The organism is Nonomuraea sp. 3-1Str, from assembly GCF_031570565.1.
Lineage (GTDB): Bacteria > Actinomycetota > Actinomycetes > Streptosporangiales > Streptosporangiaceae > Nonomuraea.
The window spans coordinates 1-15,341 of the sequence record NZ_JALHBK010000021.1; the positions used below are offsets into that span (position 1 = coordinate 1).

A 15,341-nucleotide genomic window follows, 5' to 3' on the forward strand; every position below is an offset into this window, starting at 1 on the left:
GGCGATCGGCACGCCGCCGGCGTAGACCATGTCGAGCACCCCCGCGAACTGGTCGGTGCGGGTGGCGTGCAGCCGCTCGACCAGCTCGACGATCCACCGGTGCGCGAACCGGTCGGTGCGGCCGGTGGTGCGACCGGTGGTGCGACGGGTGGCGCGTCAGGCGGTGCGTCGGGCGGGTCGGGCCCGCGCGTGTCCGGTGGGACCGGTCCGCGGGTGTCGGGCGGCGCGGGCGCGGTGTCCCGGCTGGCGGGAGCGGGCGGCGGCGGCAACCGCGGTGGCAGCGGCGGTGGCGGCAACACCGGCGGTGACGGCGGTGGCGCAGGCTCATCAGGTGGCTCGTCAGGCGGTGGCGGCTGGTTCGGCGGCCGGTCCGGTGGTGGCTGGGCGTCGCGCGGCGGCGGCTCAGGCGGCTCGGGCGGCTCCGGCGGCGGGATCTTCGGAGGCTCGGGGTCCGGCGGGTCACGGTCCGGCGGGTCACGGTCCGGAGGCTCGGGCGGTGGGCTGTTCGGCGGCGGGTCGAGGTCGCGAGGTTCCGGCGGTTCCGGCGGGTCGCGTTCGGGCGGCTCCCGGTGGGGCGACTCGGGCGGCCGGCGGTCGTCGAGCGGCGGCTCCTCGGGCGGCGGGATCTTCGGCGGGTCGTCGCGGCCGGCCGACGCGCCGCGAAGCCGCGCGGAGGAGCCGCCGCCGCTGTGGCTGCCCAGCCGCCGCGGCAACGGCTCCGGCGGTGACGAGCCGCCCGTGCCGTTCTGGCTCAAGCCCGGCGGTCAGGACAGGGACTGACGATGGCCCTGCCCGGTGACAAGCGGGGGCTGGCGTTCGCCGCCATCGTGGTGGTGATCGCCGCCGTCGGCCTCTACGTGACGATGTGGCCCGGCTCCGGCGAATCCGCCGAGGAGGAGCCGGTCGCCGGCCGTACGCCGAGCGGCGTGGTGACCGTGCCGCGCAGCACGCCCCTGGCGACGGCGAGCGACGCCCCGTTCGACATCTACGCGTACCTGCCGATGTCGAAGGAGCAGCTCGCGGCGTCGGCCGATCTGGCCGAGCGGTTCACCGCCGCGTACGGCACCTTCCGCTACGACGAGGACCCGGCGGCGTACGCCGACCGGGTCAAGGCGTTCGCCACGGCGGACCTCGGCGCCGTCCTGGCGCGCACGCTCACCTCGCCCGGCACGGTCGAGCGCAACCGCGCCGACGAGGTGGTGTCCACGGCCACGGCCAAGGTGAAGGAGATCAGGTCGGTGGAGAAGACGTCTGTGGTCCTCGTCGTCACCGGCACCCAGCAGATCACCGCCAAGAGCGGGAACAAGCAGCTCACCGACGACTACGCGGTGACGGTGAGCGAGATGGGCACCGACTGGCGGGTGTTCGACCTGCAACCCGCCGGAGAGGGCCAGGACGGGGACACCACGGGGTGAACCTCTCACGTACCCGCGTGGCCCTGGCACTCGGCGCGGCCGGGGCGGTCCTGCTCGCGCTGGTCATCGTGTCGCCGATGCTCATGACCTCGATCCCGTCGTTCATCGGCAACGGCGGGCAGCAGCCCGACTGCGGGAGCGAGGCGAAGGCGCAGGAGGCGTCCGACTCGGCCGCCTCGGACATCCCGCCCGACTACCTGGAGCTGTACAAGAAGAACGGCGAGAAGCTGGGCGTGCAGTGGACGATCCTGGCGGCCGTGGGCAAGCGCGAGACCGACCACGGCCGGTCCGACCTGCCCGGGGTCACGAGCGGCACCAACTACGCGGGCGCGGCCGGGCCGATGCAGTTCCTCATCAGCACGTGGGGCGGCAAGGCCAAGGTCCCGATGTCGTCGCAGGTCAACGGCTACGCCTCCGACGGTGACGGTGACGGGATCGGCGACATCTACAACCCGGCCGACGCGATCCTCGGCGCGGCCAAGATGCTCAAGCGCAACGGCGCGCCGGAGAACGTGCGGCGGGCGCTGTTCGTCTACAACCGGGCCTGGTGGTACGTGGACCAGGTTGAGGAGATCGCCCGCCGCTATGCCAAATCGGGCGAGGTCCAGGAGCCGCCGGAGGCCGACGGCGCCTGCGACGACCCGCTGGTGGAGGCGGCGCCGAGCGAGGTGGTGGGTAAGATCCTGGCGTTCGCGCTGAAGCAGCGGGGCAAGCCGTACCTGTGGGGCGGCACGGGTCCTGACGCGTTCGACTGCTCGGGGATCATCTACGCGGCCTACCAGGCCGCGGGGCTGCACATCCCGCGCACCACGTTCCAGCAGTGGCCGTACGGCGTGAAGGTGTCGCAGGGCGACGAGCAGCCGGGCGACCTGGTGTTCTTCAACGCGGGGCCGGGCACATCGCCCGACAACCCGGGACATGTGGGGATGGTCGTGTCGAAGGGGAAGATGATCGAGGCGCGGTGCCGGCTGTGCGGGCCGATCAAGGTGACGGCTTACGAGTCGCGTACGAACATCGTGGGCTTCACCCGGCCGCTGCAGAACCCGGACACCCTCGAACAGCTCAAGAAACTGCGGACGCTATGACGGTGGTCGTGGTGGCGGCGGTGATCGTCGATGCGCAGAGGCGGGTGCTCGCCGCGCAGCGTGCCGAGCCGCCCACGCTGGCCGGCGGCTGGGAGTTCCCGGGCGGCAAGGTGGACCCGGGCGAGAGCGAGACCGAGGCGCTCGTGCGCGAGTGCCGGGAGGAGCTCGGCGTGGAGGTCGCCGTGGGGGAGCGGGTCGGCGGCGACTGGGCGCTGGCCGAGGGCTACGTCATGCGGGTGTGGCTCTGCTCCCTCGCCGCCGGCACGCCGGAGGCCAAGGAGCACCTGGCGCTGCGGTGGCTGGCGCCCGGCGAGTACTTCGACGTGGCATGGCTGGGGGCGGACCTGCCGGTCATGCGGGCGGTCGAGGAGGTTCTGCGCGCAGGTTAGCCGGGATTTGTCAGGGAATCTGGCGGTACTTCCGTCTTTACTGTGCCTTTTACCGGACTAAGATTCCTTTGACGATTAAGATCCTCATGACCATGGTTTCGGATCGTGCGGAGGGCACAGGTGGCACGCACGCGAGCGACGGCTGTCTCCGCGATGGTCCTTTCGCTGGGCCTGACCGGCATCGGCGCCGCGCCGTTCGTCATCCAGAGCGCCAGCGCCTCGGTGTCGGCCTACGATCCCGCCGTCGATCCGTGCGACACCGACCAGTTCTGCGAGAGCTCCCCAGAGGTCACGATCACGGTCACCACCACGCTGCCCACGCCTGAGGAGCAGCCGGAGACCACGATCACCAAGACCATCACCAAGTCGCCGCCCGCCACCAAGACCACCCAGCCGACGCCGAAGAAGACCAGGACCAGCACGGCGCCCACCCCGCCGCCCAGCACCCCGGACCAGACCCTCCCACCGGTGGTCCCGCCGCCGCAGACGTCCGCCTCGGTGGAGGATCCGCTCGCGTCGCCGAGCGAGGAGCCCACGGAGGAGCAGAGCCTGCTGTTGCCGAGCGTCGCCGGCACCGACACCCCCACGGCGACGCCCACGGCCACACCGCAGGAGACCTCGACGAGCGAGTCGGTCCAGCTTGAGGTGCGCGCCGCGACTCCGGAGTTCGACCAGGCCGAGATGACGCGCAAGCTCAGCATCCCGGCGCTGGTCATGGTGCTGCTGGTGCTGTTCGCCGTGCTGATCTTCGAGGGGCGGCTGCGCCGCATGGCGCACGCGGCGGCCGTCCGCAGGGCCGGCCCGCAGGTGCCCCGGCCCGACCTGGGCGGCCCGGGGTACCCCGGCGGCTATCCGCCCGGCGGGCCCTACCCGAGTGGTTACCCCATGGGTCCCGGCTACCCGCCGCCCGCCGGTTACCCCGCGGGTCCCGGCTACGCCGCCGCGGGTCCGCACGGCTACCCGGGTACGACGGCGTACGCGCCGATCCTCAGCTTCGTGCCGGTCCAGACGTATCCCGGCGGCCCGCTCCAGTACGGGGCCGTCTACCAGGACCCGAACACGTACGGCGGGCCCGACGCGGGTGTTCCCGTGCTGCCCGGCCTGCCCAGTCCTCCGCCCGAGCCGGCCGCCGAGCCGGTGGTGCTCTACAGCAACGAGCCGGTCGAGGAGGAGCGCCACGGGGCGTACCGGGCGCCGTTCGAGCCGCTGGTCCCGCCGGAGCAGCCGCCGGCCGACATCCCGGCGGGCGGCGCCGCGCCGTTCGAGGCGCCGCCGGAGCATCCCGTGAGCCCGGCATCCGCCGCCGAGACGGGCGACGCGGAGCCCTGGCAGGCGCCCCCGGCCGGCCCCGACCCCAACGCGACGCTGATCGAGTTCCTGCCGGACGAGGACGGCGGCAAGCACCGCCGCAAGCACTGAGCGCTCCGCGCGAGACCCTGACCGAAACGCCGAGGCGGCCGGTGGAATCCCACCGGCCGCCTCGGCGCTTTCAGGCGCGGGTCACTTCGGGCGACGGAAGATCTTGTTGCCGAGCCACACCAGCGGGTCGTACTTGCGGTCCACCACGCGCTCCTTCATCGGGATCAGCGCGTTGTCGGTGATCTTGATGTGCTCGGGGCAGACCTCGGTGCAGCACTTGGTGATGTTGCAGTAGCCGAGCCCGTGCTCCTCCTGCGCCGACTCCTGGCGCTCGGCCACGTCGTACGGGTGCATGTCGAGCTCCGCGATGCGCATGAGGAAGCGCGGCCCCGCGAAGGACGTCTTGTTCTCCTCGTGGTCACGGATGACGTGGCAGACGTTGTTGCACATGAAGCACTCGATGCACTTGCGGAACTCCTGGGACCGCTCGACGTCGATCTGCTTCATGCGGTACTCGCCCGGCCGCACCCCCGACGGGGGCGTGAACGAGGGGATCTCCCGCGCCTTCTGGTAGTTGAACGAGACGTCCGTGACCAGGTCCTTGATGACGGGGAAGGTCCGCATCGGGGTGACCGTGATCGTCTCGTCCTCCTCGAAGGTGGACATCCGGGTCATGCAGCCCAGCCGCGGCTTGCCGTTGATCTCCATGGAGCAGGAGCCGCACTTGCCGGCCTTGCAGTTCCAGCGGACCGCCAGGTCGGGCGCCTGGGTGGCCTGGAGGCGGTGGATGATGTCGAGGACGACCTCGCCCTCGTTCACCTCGACGGTGAAGTCCTCGAGCTTGCCCTCTCCGCCCTCACCGCGCCAGACTTTGAACTTCGCCTTGTAGCTCATCTCGAAATCCCGTCGAACTCTGTCATCTCTTCGTCGGTGAGGTACTTCTTCAGCTCGTCGCGCTCGAACAGCGTGATCAGGTCGTCGCGCATCGCCGGCTGGGTCTTCTCCTCGACGGTGACCGAGGAGCCGTCGGCCGTGGAGCAGACGAGCAGCTTGCGGCGCCACGCGGGGTTCATGCCGGGGAAGTCGTCGCGGGTGTGACCGCCGCGGCTCTCCTCGCGCAGCAGCGCGGCGCGGGCCACGCACTCGGAGACCAGGACCATGTTGCGCAGGTCGAGGGCCAGGTGCCAGCCGGGGTTGTAGATCCGGGACCCGGCGGCGCCGACGAGGCGGACCCGCTCCTTGAGCTTCTCGACGACCTCCAGGGCCTCGGAGACCTCATCGGCCTTGCGGATGATGCCGACCAGCTCGTTCATCGTGCGCTGGAGCTCGTGGTGCACCTCGTACGGGTTCTCGCCGGCGCGCTGCAGCGGGGCCAGCGCCTCCTCCCGGGCCTCGTCCACCAGCTCCTGGACGACCTTGGGCCGGGCGGGCAGCGCGTCCACGTACGCGGCGGCGCCCGCGCCCGCGCGCCGGCCGAAGACCAGCAGGTCGGACAGGGAGTTGCCGCCGAGGCGGTTGGAGCCGTGCATGCCGCCGGAGACCTCGCCCGCGGCGAACAGTCCGGGCACGGCGGCGGCGCCCGTGTCGGCGTCGACCTCGACGCCGCCCATGATGTAGTGGCAGGTCGGGCCCACCTGCATGGGCTCGGCGGTGATGTCGACGTCGGCCAGCTCCTTGAACTGGTGGTACATCGACGGCAGCCGCCGCCTGATCTCCTCGGCCGGCAGGCGGGTGGAGACGTCGAGGAAGACGCCGCCCTGGGGTGAGCCGCGCCCGGCCTTCACCTCGGAGTTGATGGCGCGGGCCACCTCGTCACGGGGCAGCAGCTCCGGGGGCCGCCGGTTGTTGGCCTGGTCGGTGTACCAGCGGTCGCCCTCCTCCTCGGTGGTGGCGTACTTGTCCTTGAACACCTCGGGGATGTAGTTGAACATGAAGCGCTCGCCGTCGGAGTTGCGCAGCACGCCGCCGTCGCCGCGGACCGACTCGGTGACGAGGATGCCGCGCACGGACGGCGGCCAGACCATCCCCGTGGGGTGGAACTGGATGAACTCCATGTTGATGAGGTTGGCCCCCGCCAGCAGCGCCAGGGCGTGGCCGTCGCCGGTGTACTCCCAGGAATTGGAGGTCACCACGTACGACTTGCCGATGCCGCCGGTGGCGAGCACCACGGCCGGGGCGTCGAGGACGACGAGGTTGCCGCTCTCGCGCCAGTAGCCGAAGGCGCCCGAGATGCGCTCGCCGTCCTTGAGCAGGCGGGTGATCGTGCACTCGGCGAAGACCTTGATGTAGGCCTCGTAGTCGCCGTGCTGCTCGTAGTCCTCCTGCTGGAGGGCGACGACGCGCTGCTGGAGGGTGCGGATCAGCTCCAGGCCGGTGCGGTCGCCGACGTGCGCCAGGCGCGGGTACTCGTGGCCGCCGAAGTTGCGCTGGCTGATCTTGCCGTCCTTGGTGCGGTCGAACAGCGCGCCCCACGCCTCCAGCTCCCAGACCCGGTCGGGGGCCTCCTTGGCGTGCAGCTCGGCCATCCGCCAGTTGTTCAGGAACTTGCCGCCGCGCATGGTGTCACGGAAGTGCACCATCCAGTTGTCGTCGGAGTTGACGTTGCCCATCGCGGCGGCGGCCCCGCCCTCGGCCATGACCGTGTGGGCCTTGCCGAACAGCGACTTGCACACGATGGCGGTGCGCTTGCCCTGCTGGCGGGCCTCGATGGCGGCCCGAAGCCCGGCGCCGCCCGCGCCGATGACGACGACGTCGTATTCGTGACGCTCGATTTCCACTGAGATTCCTTACGCGTACGGGAAGGCGATGATGCCCTTGGCGACCAGGCGGACGTAGAAGTCGGCGCCCATGACGGAGAACATCGAGGCCCACGCGAGGGGCTGGTGCTTGGCGTTGAGCTTGGAGACGAAGGTCCAGGCGCGGTAGCGGAGCGGGTGACGGGAGAAGTGGTTCAGCCGGCCTGCGGTGATGTGCCGGCACGAGTGGCACGACAGCGTGTACGCGGCGATCAGGACGGCGTTGAGCAGCAGGATCCAGGAGCCGAGGCCGTTCGGCCGGTGGACGAGCGCGAGGATCGCGTCGTAGGCGAGGATGGCGCCGATGACGATGGCACCGTAGAAGAAGTACCGGTGGATGTTCTGGATGATCAGCGGGAAGCGGGTCTCGCCGGTGTACTTGCCGTGCGGCTCCTGGACGGCGCACGCGGGCGGCGACAGCCAGAACGAGCGGTAGTAGGACTTGCGGTAGTAGTAGCACGTCAGCCGGAACCCGCCGGGCAGGCCGAGGATCAGCAGGCCGGGCGGCAGCGTGTACCAGTCGCCGAAGGGCGCCAGGCCGAAGAGCCTCGCCCCCTCGGGGCAGGAGGTCGCCAGGCAGGGCGAGGAGAACGGCGCGATGTACTCCGGCCCCGGCACGTAGTACGGGGTGTCGAAGATGGCCCACACGCCGTAGACGAGGAAGGCGCTGAGCCCCAGGAAGGTCAGCAGCGGGGCCAGCCACCATCGGTCTGTGCGCAGTGTGCGCACCTTGATCTGCGCACGTTGCCTTCTGACGGGCGCGTCGGGCGTCGTCTGGCTCATCGGGGACCTCTCCACCTCCCGCGGACCCTTCACTCGCCTGGGGTCCGGGTCGTTCGCTGTTGCGCGCGGCGCGGGGCGTCGTCTCCGCTCGGGCGCGCATTGGTGGGGGATACGTTACGACGCCCGCGTGAGCATTTGTGACAAGGGTCACTCACTTTTTCGATGACCCGCTGTGATTCCTGTCACGTCCACGCGTCAGAGGCGCTTCCCCAGGTGCGGCAACTTAACCACCGTGACGAAAAAATCATCTATTTGTCGGACAACTCGGATAAATTGCTCGAAATCGACTGGTTTGGAGACGTACGCGTTGGCGTGCAGCCGGTAGCCCTGGAGGATGTCCTCCTCGGCCTCGGACGTCGTCAGGATGACCACCGGGATGGTGCGCAGGTCGGGGTCGGCCTTCACCTCCCGCAGCACCTCCATCCCGTCCATGCGCGGCAGATTGAGGTCGAGCAGCACCAGGTCGGGCCGCGGCACGTCCTGGTAGCCCTCGTCGCGGCGCAGGAAGGCCATCGCCTGCTCGCCGTCGTTCACCACGTGCAGGCGGTTGCTCACCTTGTTGTACTCGAACGCCTCCCGCGTCAGCAGGATGTCGCCCTGGTCGTCCTCCACCAGCAGCACCTCGATCGGGCGGCCGGCACTCATGCGTCATCACCCGCCGCGGGCAGCGTCCAGCGGAAGGTGGCGCCGGGCCCCTCGGCGTCGCCGTCGAGCCAGAGCCGGCCGCCGTGATAGTCGACGATCTTGCGACAGAGCGCCAGCCCGATGCCCGTTCCCGGGTAGACGTCGCGCGGGTGCAGGCGCTGGAAGATCAGGAAGATCCGGTCGGCGTACTTGCCCTCGATCCCGATCCCGTTGTCCGAGCAGCTGAACTCCCACACGTCGTCCTTCCGCACGGCCTCGATCCGGACGCGGGGCGGCTCCGCGGAGCGGAACTTGACGGCGTTCTCGACGAGGTTCTGGAAGAGCTGCGTGAGCTGGAGCCGGTTGCCGAGCACGCGGGGGAGCGGGCCCGCCGTGACGGTCGCGTCCGTCTCCTCCAGGACCGCCGACAGGTTGTCCAGGGCCGCGGACAGCGCCGGGCCCGTGTCGACGGGCGTCCGCTCCCCGCTCACCCGGCCCACCCGCGAGAAGTCGAGCAGGTCGTTGATGAGGAGCTGCATGCGCTTGGCGCCGTCCACCGCGTAGTGGATGTACTGCCTGGCGCGCTCGTCGAGCCGGTCGCCGTAACGCTGGTCGAGCATCTGCGTGAAGCTGGCGATCTTGCGGAGCGGCTCCTGGAGGTCGTGGCTGGCCACGTAGGCGAACTGCTCCAGCTCGCCGTTCGAGCGGCGCAGCTCGACCGCCTGCTCCTCGGCGCGGCGCCAGGCGGTGACGATGCGCTCGCGCATGGCGTCGACGTGGCCGGACAGCTCCGCCAGCTCCGCCGGGTGCTCGACGGCCGGGCGGTGGTCGTAGTCGCCGGCCGCCACCTGGCGCACCTGCTCGGTGAGCTTGGCGATGGGCTTCAGGACGACGTACCTGACGACGCAGCCCAGCACCACGCCGGTCACCAGCAGGATCAGCAGCAGCACGATCAGCGCCATGTACAGCCTGCCGAGGTGCTCCTCCACCTCGGGGCGGGGCCGGGCCGCGCGGACCTGGTCGATGAGCAGGATCGTGTACACGATGGCGGTCGCGAACGCGAGCGTGACGACCGAGCCGACGACCGCGAACCACCGGCCCATCGGGAGGCTGCCCAGCCCGGTGGTCACGCGGGGCGGCGGCAGCGGCCGGATGCCCGACACATCGCTCATGCCGTCCCCTTCCCGAGGAGCACCATGGCGAGGTCGTCGTCCGGGACGCCCACGTGCCGGATGAGCCGGTCGAGGTCGATGGAGCCGTGCTCGCGTACGAGCTCGACCAGGCCCTCGACGCCGAGCGGCAGGTCGTCCTCGCCGGCCGCGGCCTCGATGAGGCCGTCGGTGTACATCATGATCGCCCAATCCTCTCCGAGAGGAACATCGATGACCTTCCACTCGGCGTCGGCGAAGATGCCGAGCGGCGGCCCGGACGGCGTGCCGTCCACCACGGCCACCGCGCCGTCGCGCACCAGCACGGGCGGCGGGTGGCCTACCACCCGCATCCGGGCATGACGCAGGTCGGGGGTGATCGTGGCCATGCACAGCGTGGTGAAGATCTCCGGAGCCTTGCGCTCGGCCCGCAGCAGCGCGTCGAGCGTGTGCAGCAGCCGCTCGCCGGTCTGCCCGGCCAGCACGAGCGTGCGCCAGGCGATGCGCAGGGCGACGCCGAGCGCCGCCTCGTCGGGGCCGTGGCCGCACACGTCGCCGACCACGACGTGGATCGCGCCGTCGGAGGTCTGCACCGTGTCGAGGAAGTCGCCCGCGAGCAGCGTGCCCTGGTTGCCGGGCAGGTAGCGGGTGGAGTGCTCGACCGCGTCGGTGCGCAGCAGTGCGACGGGCAGCAGGCCGCGCTCCAGCCGGGCGTTCTCCTTGGCGATGAGCTCGGCCTCGACCAGGCGGATCTGGGCCAGGTCGGCCCGCTTGCGCTCCATCGCGTAGCGGATCGCCCGGGCCAGCAGCCGGGCGTCGATGTCCTGCTTGACGAGGTAGTCCTGGGCGCCTGCCTGCACCGCGGCGACGCCCACGTGCGCGTCGCGCAGGCCGGTCAGCACGAGCACGGCCGCGTGCGGCGCGAGGCGCAGCACCTCCTCCAGCGCCTCCAGGCCGGAGGCGTCCGGCAGCGTCAGGTCGACCAGCACGCACTGGATCGCGGTGGTCAGCTTCGGCCTGGTCTCGCGGAGGCTGCGCACCCAGGTGATCCTCGGCGGCGCCTCCGCCTCCTTGAGCAGCTCCTCCACCAGGAAGGCGTCACCGCCGTCGTCCTCGACGAGAAGCAGCGTCAATGTCTCGGAAAGCGTTGCCGTCACACGCGGGCCTCTTCGCAGGTGGAACTGTTGCAGCTCATTGTGCGATGAGCTCGACCCCTTGCGGAAGCGTCCCCTCGTGTCCCGCTTCGACCACGAACGCCAGGAGCGTGGCCCGGAACGCCTGCGCGGCCCTGGTCGGCTCCACGTCCCGGCGGTGCGCCAGCGCCACCGTACGGCTGAGCCCCGGCGGCGTGAGCGGCGTGCCGGTCAGCCCCGGCCGCCCGTCGAGCACCATCGAGGGCACGACCGCGACCCCCAGCCCCGCCTCCACGAAGCGCAGCACCGCGTCCATCTCGCCGCCCTGGACGGCCAGCCGCGGCTCGAACCCCGCCTGCCGGCAGGCGGCCAGCGTGGCCTCCCGCAGGTCGTAGCCGCGCCGGAACATCACCATCGGGCGGCCGCGCAGATCCTCGATGCGCAGGTGCGGCTTGCGCAGCGGCTCGTGGGAGGAGGTCACCACGACCAGGTTCTCCCGCAGGAGCTCCTCGGTGACCAGCGCCGGGTCGTCGCCCTGCAACGGCATGATGATCAGGGACAGATCGATCTGGCCGCGGGCCAGCGCCCTGACCAGGTCCCGCGAGCCGCCCTCCTCGACCAGCAGCTCGATGCCCGGGTAGTCACGGTGGAAGCGGGCCAGCGCGTCGGCCAGCAGCCCCGTGCACAGCGACGGCGTCGCGCCGAGCCGTACGCGGCCCTTGCGCAGCCCGGCCAGCTCGGCGACCTCCTGGCGGGCGGTCTCGGCGTCGGCCAGCATCCGGCGGGCCAGGGGCAGCAGCGCCTCGCCGGCGGCCGTCAGGGTCACGTTGCCGCGCGCCCGGGAGAACAGCGGCGCGCCGAGATCGGTCTCCAGCGCCTTGATCTGCTTGCTGAGCGAGGGCTGGGCGACCCGCATCCGCTCGGCCGCCTGGGTGAAGTGCCTGGTCTCGGCCACCGCGACGAAGTAGGAGAGCTGCTGCAACTGCATGTGATATTCCTCGCACTGACCTGGGCTGTTTCCGCACGCCGGCCGTGCAAACCAGACATCATAGCCGCAGGCTATGGAAACCAGGCCCGTCATGACTTGGACGGATCATCGCTGGATACCTAGCGTCAGAAAACGTGACTGCCACGATAGAGCGCGGCGCCGCCACCGCGCCTGTTAGCTCCCCCAAGTCCGCTCCACCGGCGAAGAAGCCCGCCGCCCGGAGGTCGCAGAAGTTCCTGGCCTCCTCCAACGGCAAGAAGGTCGTCATGGCGGTCACCGGCGCCGTGATGGTCTCCTTCCTCATCCTCCACATGCTGGGCAACCTCAAGATCTTCCTGGGGCGCGAGTCGTTCAACGACTACGCCGACGCGCTGCGCACGCTGCTGGAGCCCATCGCCCCGTACCGGACGGTGCTGACGATCCTCGAGATCGGCCTCGTCGTGTCCGTGGTCCTGCACATGTGGGCCGCGATCTCTCTCGCGAGACGGGCGCACCGCGCGCGGCCGGTGAAGTACGTCGCCAAGAAGTCGCAGGCCGGTGGCTACGCCACGCACATCATGCGGTTCGGCGGCCTCACGATCCTGCTCTTCCTCGTCTGGCACCTGCTGGACCTGACCTTCGGCGTGGTCAACCCCAAGGGCTTCGACTCCGCCCCGGCCGACCGGATGATCGCCGGGTTCGCCGCGTCGCGCTGGTGGGTGACGCTGATCTACCTCGTGGCCGTCGTCATGGTGGGCCTGCACCTGCGGCACGGCATCTGGAGCGCCTTCCAGACGCTCGGCTGGGCCAACCGCGCCCGCTACCGCGCGCTGCGCGCCACCGCCTCCGTCGTGTCCGCCGTCCTCGTCGTCGGCTTCCTCGCCCCGCCGCTCGCCATCACCTTCGGAGTCGTCAAGTGAACTACGTAGAGGGCCCGGAGATCCGGGACACCAAGGCGCCCGAGGGCCCCATCGAGGAGCGGTGGGAGAAGCGCAAGTTCTCGGCCAAGCTCGTCAACCCGGCCAACAAGCGCAAGCTCAACATCATCGTGGTCGGCACCGGCCTGGCCGGCGGCTCGGCCGCCGCGACGCTCGGCGAGCTGGGCTACAACGTCAAGTCGTTCTGCTACCAGGACTCGCCCCGGCGCGCCCACTCCATCGCCGCCCAGGGCGGCATCAACGCCGCCAAGAACTACCGCGGCGACGGCGACTCCATCTACCGGCTGTTCTACGACACCGTGAAGGGCGGCGACTTCCGCGCCCGCGAGTCGAACGTCTACCGCCTGGCCCAGGTCTCGGTGAACATCATCGACCAGGCCGTGGCCCAGGGCGTCCCGTTCGCCCGCGAGTACGGCGGCCTGCTCGACACCCGGTCGTTCGGCGGCGCCCAGGTCTCCCGTACCTTCTACGCCCGCGGCCAGACAGGCCAGCAGCTCCTGCTCGGCGCCTACCAGGCGCTGGAGCGGCAGGTGGCCGCCGGGACCGTGGAGATGTTCACGCGCCACGAGATGCTCGACCTGATCGTCGCCGACGGGCGGGCCCGCGGCGTCATCGTGCGCGACATGGTGACCGGCGAGATCGAGCGGCACGTCGCCGACGCGGTCGTGCTGGCCACCGGCGGCTACGGCAACGTGTTCTTCCTGTCCACCAACGCCAAGGGCTGCAACACCACGGCCATCTGGCGGGCCCACGAGCGCGGCGCGTACTTCGCCAACCCCTGCTACACGCAGATCCACCCGACCTGCATCCCGGTGTCCGGCGAGTACCAGTCGAAGCTGACGCTGATGTCGGAGTCGCTGCGCAACGACGGCCGCGTGTGGGTGCCGCTGCGCAAGGGCGACGACCGCGTGCCCGGCGACATCCCCGAGGACGAGCGCGACTACTACCTGGAGCGCATCTACCCGGCGTTCGGCAACCTCGTGCCGCGCGACATCGCCTCCCGCGCCGCCAAGAACGTCTGCGACGAGGGCCGCGGCGTCGGCCCCGGCGGCCTCGGCGTGTACCTCGACTTCCGTGACGCCATCAACCGGCTCGGCCGGGACGCCGTGGAGAAGAAGTACGGCAACCTGTTCGAGATGTACGAGCGCATCACCGGCGAGAACCCGTACGACACGCCGATGCGCATCTACCCGGCGGTCCACTACACGATGGGCGGCCTGTGGGTGGACTACGACCTGCAGTCCACGATCCCCGGCCTGTTCGTGATCGGTGAGGCGAACTTCTCCGACCACGGCGCCAACCGTCTCGGCGCCTCCGCGCTGATGCAGGGCCTGGCGGACGGCTATTTCGTGCTGCCCACGACCATCGGCGACTACCTGGCGGCCGGCCCGTTCGGCGAGGTCGACGAGGAGGCCGTGGCCGAGGCCGAGGTCAAGGTCCGGTCCAAGATCGAGCGCCTGATGTCGGTCAACGGCAACCGCACCCCCGACTCCTTCCACCGCGAGCTGGGCAAGCTCATGTGGGACTACTGCGGCATGGAGCGCACCGAGGAGTCGCTGCGCAAGGCCCTGGAGCGCATCCCCGAGCTGCGCCGGGAGTTCTGGGAGAACGTCAAGGTCAGCGGCACTTCCGAGGAGCTCAACCAGGTGCTGGAGAAGGCCGGCCGCGTCGCCGACTTCTTCGACCTGGCCGAGCTCATGTGCCTGGACGCCCTGGTGCGGACCGAGTCGTGCGGCGGCCACTTCCGGGCCGAGTCGCAGGACGCCGACGGCGAGGCGCTGCGCGACGACGAGCACTTCGCGCACGTGTCGGCGTGGGAGCACTCCCCGGACGGCGCGCCGGTGCTGCACAAGGAACCGCTCGAGTACGAGTACGTCAAGATGACCCAGCGGAGCTACAAGTGAACCTGACACTGAAGGTCTGGCGGCAGAGCGGCCCCTCCGACGCCGGGCGCATGGTGACGTACAAGGTCGAGGACGTCTCGCCTGACATGTCGTTCCTGGAGATGCTGGACGTCCTCAACGAGCGGCTGATCCTGGAGGGCGACGACCCGGTCGCCTTCGACCACGACTGCCGCGAGGGCATCTGCGGCATGTGCGGCATGGTGATCAACGGCGTCGCGCACGGCGAGCAGCGGGCCACCACGACCTGCCAGCTCCACATGCGGCACTTCGAGGACGGCGCCACCGTCACCATCGAGCCGTGGCGGGCCGCGCCGTTCCCGGTCGTGAAGGACCTCGTCGTGGACCGGTCGGCGTTCGACCGGATCATCCAGGCGGGCGGCTTCGTCTCGGTGCCGGCCGGCTCGGCCCCGGACGCCCACAGCGTGCCGGTCCGCAAGGAGGACGCCGACGACGCCTTCGACGCGGCCACCTGCATCGGCTGCGGCGCCTGTGTCGCGGCCTGCCCGAACGGCTCCGCCTCCCTCTTCACCGCCGCCAAGATCACCCACCTGAGCCTGCTGCCCCAGGGCCAGCCGGAGCGCCTGACCCGCGCCAAGGCCATGGTGGACCAGATGGACGCGGAGGGCTTCGGCGGCTGCACCAACACCGGCGAGTGCACCGCGGTGTGCCCCAAGGGCATCCCGCTGGACACGATCGCCCAGATGAACAGCGACTACCTCCAGGCCAACGCGAAGTAGTCACCCGCGCGCCACGTCGAACCCGTCGACGTGGCGCGCATGACCCTGTTCGGCCAGGGAGAAC

15 protein-coding genes are annotated in these 15,341 nt (G+C 70.6%); 7 read left to right on the top strand and 8 right to left on the bottom strand.

Annotated elements, in window-relative coordinates; genetic code table 11:
- The coding region (locus MTP10_RS42050) for a hypothetical protein (protein WP_397334528.1) at window positions 1-93 on the bottom strand (93 nt) is incomplete at its 3' end.
- A gap of 689 nt (window positions 94-782) precedes the next feature.
- Between MTP10_RS42050 and MTP10_RS28345 the strand changes: the two genes are divergently transcribed.
- The 4 genes from MTP10_RS28345 (at window position 783) to MTP10_RS28360 (ending at window position 4,308) form a co-directional block, all read left to right on the top strand.
- Window positions 783-1,415: a hypothetical protein gene (locus MTP10_RS28345; RefSeq protein ID WP_310712813.1), complete on the top strand. Its 633-nt coding sequence runs from the start codon at window positions 783-785 to the stop codon at window positions 1,413-1,415.
- Entirely contained in the window at window positions 1,412-2,500 is a 1,089-nt protein-coding gene (locus tag MTP10_RS28350) for an NlpC/P60 family protein (protein ID WP_310712815.1), read from the top strand. The genes MTP10_RS28345 and MTP10_RS28350 overlap by 4 nt, the downstream gene beginning before the upstream one ends.
- Window positions 2,497-2,889 (top strand): (deoxy)nucleoside triphosphate pyrophosphohydrolase, encoded by a 393-nt coding sequence (locus tag MTP10_RS28355; protein ID WP_310712818.1) that lies wholly within the window; start codon window positions 2,497-2,499, stop codon window positions 2,887-2,889. Before MTP10_RS28350 ends, MTP10_RS28355 begins: the two co-directional genes overlap by 4 nt.
- A 120-nt stretch (window positions 2,890-3,009) precedes the next feature.
- Entirely contained in the window at window positions 3,010-4,308 is a 1,299-nt protein-coding gene (locus MTP10_RS28360) for a hypothetical protein (protein ID WP_310712820.1), read from the top strand.
- Between the two features lie 81 nt (window positions 4,309-4,389).
- Here MTP10_RS28360 and MTP10_RS28365 read toward each other — a convergent pair whose 3' ends face one another.
- The 7 genes from MTP10_RS28365 to MTP10_RS28395 form a co-directional block, all read right to left on the bottom strand.
- Entirely contained in the window at window positions 4,390-5,142 is a 753-nt protein-coding gene (locus MTP10_RS28365) for a succinate dehydrogenase/fumarate reductase iron-sulfur subunit (RefSeq protein ID WP_310712822.1), read from the bottom strand.
- Window positions 5,139-7,025 (bottom strand): fumarate reductase/succinate dehydrogenase flavoprotein subunit, encoded by a 1,887-nt coding sequence (locus MTP10_RS28370; protein WP_310712824.1) that lies wholly within the window; start codon window positions 7,023-7,025, stop codon window positions 5,139-5,141. Before MTP10_RS28370 ends, MTP10_RS28365 begins: the two co-directional genes overlap by 4 nt.
- A gap of 9 nt (window positions 7,026-7,034) precedes the next feature.
- Window positions 7,035-7,826: a hypothetical protein gene (locus MTP10_RS28375; RefSeq protein ID WP_310712825.1), complete on the bottom strand. Its 792-nt coding sequence runs from the start codon at window positions 7,824-7,826 to the stop codon at window positions 7,035-7,037.
- 195 nt (window positions 7,827-8,021) lie between these two features.
- Window positions 8,022-8,471, bottom strand: a complete 450-nt coding sequence (locus MTP10_RS28380) for a response regulator (protein ID WP_310712827.1) — start codon at window positions 8,469-8,471, stop codon at window positions 8,022-8,024.
- Window positions 8,468-9,622: an ATP-binding protein gene (locus MTP10_RS28385; protein WP_310712829.1), complete on the bottom strand. Its 1,155-nt coding sequence runs from the start codon at window positions 9,620-9,622 to the stop codon at window positions 8,468-8,470. Before MTP10_RS28385 ends, MTP10_RS28380 begins: the two co-directional genes overlap by 4 nt.
- Window positions 9,619-10,755 carry a fused response regulator/phosphatase gene (locus MTP10_RS28390; protein ID WP_310712831.1) on the bottom strand — a complete coding sequence of 379 codons (1,137 nt, stop codon included), beginning with the start codon at window positions 10,753-10,755 and terminating at the stop codon, window positions 9,619-9,621. Before MTP10_RS28390 ends, MTP10_RS28385 begins: the two co-directional genes overlap by 4 nt.
- 34 nt (window positions 10,756-10,789) lie before the next feature.
- Entirely contained in the window at window positions 10,790-11,719 is a 930-nt protein-coding gene (locus MTP10_RS28395) for a LysR substrate-binding domain-containing protein (protein WP_310712832.1), read from the bottom strand.
- A gap of 134 nt (window positions 11,720-11,853) precedes the next feature.
- On the opposite strand from MTP10_RS28395, the gene MTP10_RS28400 reads away from it, so the two are divergent.
- From MTP10_RS28400 to MTP10_RS28410, 3 genes are read left to right on the top strand one after another with little or no spacing between them, the layout of a single operon-like run.
- Window positions 11,854-12,618 (top strand): succinate dehydrogenase cytochrome b subunit, encoded by a 765-nt coding sequence (locus MTP10_RS28400; RefSeq protein ID WP_310712834.1) that lies wholly within the window; start codon window positions 11,854-11,856, stop codon window positions 12,616-12,618.
- Window positions 12,615-14,540, top strand: a complete 1,926-nt coding sequence (locus MTP10_RS28405) for a fumarate reductase/succinate dehydrogenase flavoprotein subunit (protein WP_310712836.1) — start codon at window positions 12,615-12,617, stop codon at window positions 14,538-14,540. The genes MTP10_RS28400 and MTP10_RS28405 overlap by 4 nt, the downstream gene beginning before the upstream one ends.
- The gene (locus MTP10_RS28410) at window positions 14,537-15,277 is read left to right on the top strand and encodes a succinate dehydrogenase/fumarate reductase iron-sulfur subunit (protein ID WP_310712838.1); all 741 of its coding nucleotides are present in this window, start codon (window positions 14,537-14,539) and stop codon (window positions 15,275-15,277) included. The genes MTP10_RS28405 and MTP10_RS28410 overlap by 4 nt, the downstream gene beginning before the upstream one ends.
- The last annotated feature ends 64 nt before the right edge of the window (window positions 15,278-15,341 follow it).

Excerpts from the sequence above, each read along its gene's own strand:
- MTP10_RS28345 (WP_310712813.1), top strand. The coding sequence starts at position 783 with ATGGCCCTGCCCGGTGACAAGCGGGGGCTGGCGTTCGCCGCCATCGTG.
- MTP10_RS28380 (WP_310712827.1), bottom strand. The coding sequence starts at position 8,471 with ATGAGTGCCGGCCGCCCGATCGAGGTGCTGCTGGTGGAGGACGACCAG.
- MTP10_RS28395 (WP_310712832.1), bottom strand. The coding sequence starts at position 11,719 with ATGCAGTTGCAGCAGCTCTCCTACTTCGTCGCGGTGGCCGAGACCAGG.
- MTP10_RS28385 (WP_310712829.1), bottom strand. The coding sequence starts at position 9,622 with ATGAGCGATGTGTCGGGCATCCGGCCGCTGCCGCCGCCCCGCGTGACC.
- MTP10_RS28365 (WP_310712822.1), bottom strand. The coding sequence starts at position 5,142 with ATGAGCTACAAGGCGAAGTTCAAAGTCTGGCGCGGTGAGGGCGGAGAG.
- MTP10_RS28375 (WP_310712825.1), bottom strand. The coding sequence starts at position 7,826 with ATGAGCCAGACGACGCCCGACGCGCCCGTCAGAAGGCAACGTGCGCAG.
- MTP10_RS28355 (WP_310712818.1), top strand. The coding sequence starts at position 2,497 with ATGACGGTGGTCGTGGTGGCGGCGGTGATCGTCGATGCGCAGAGGCGG.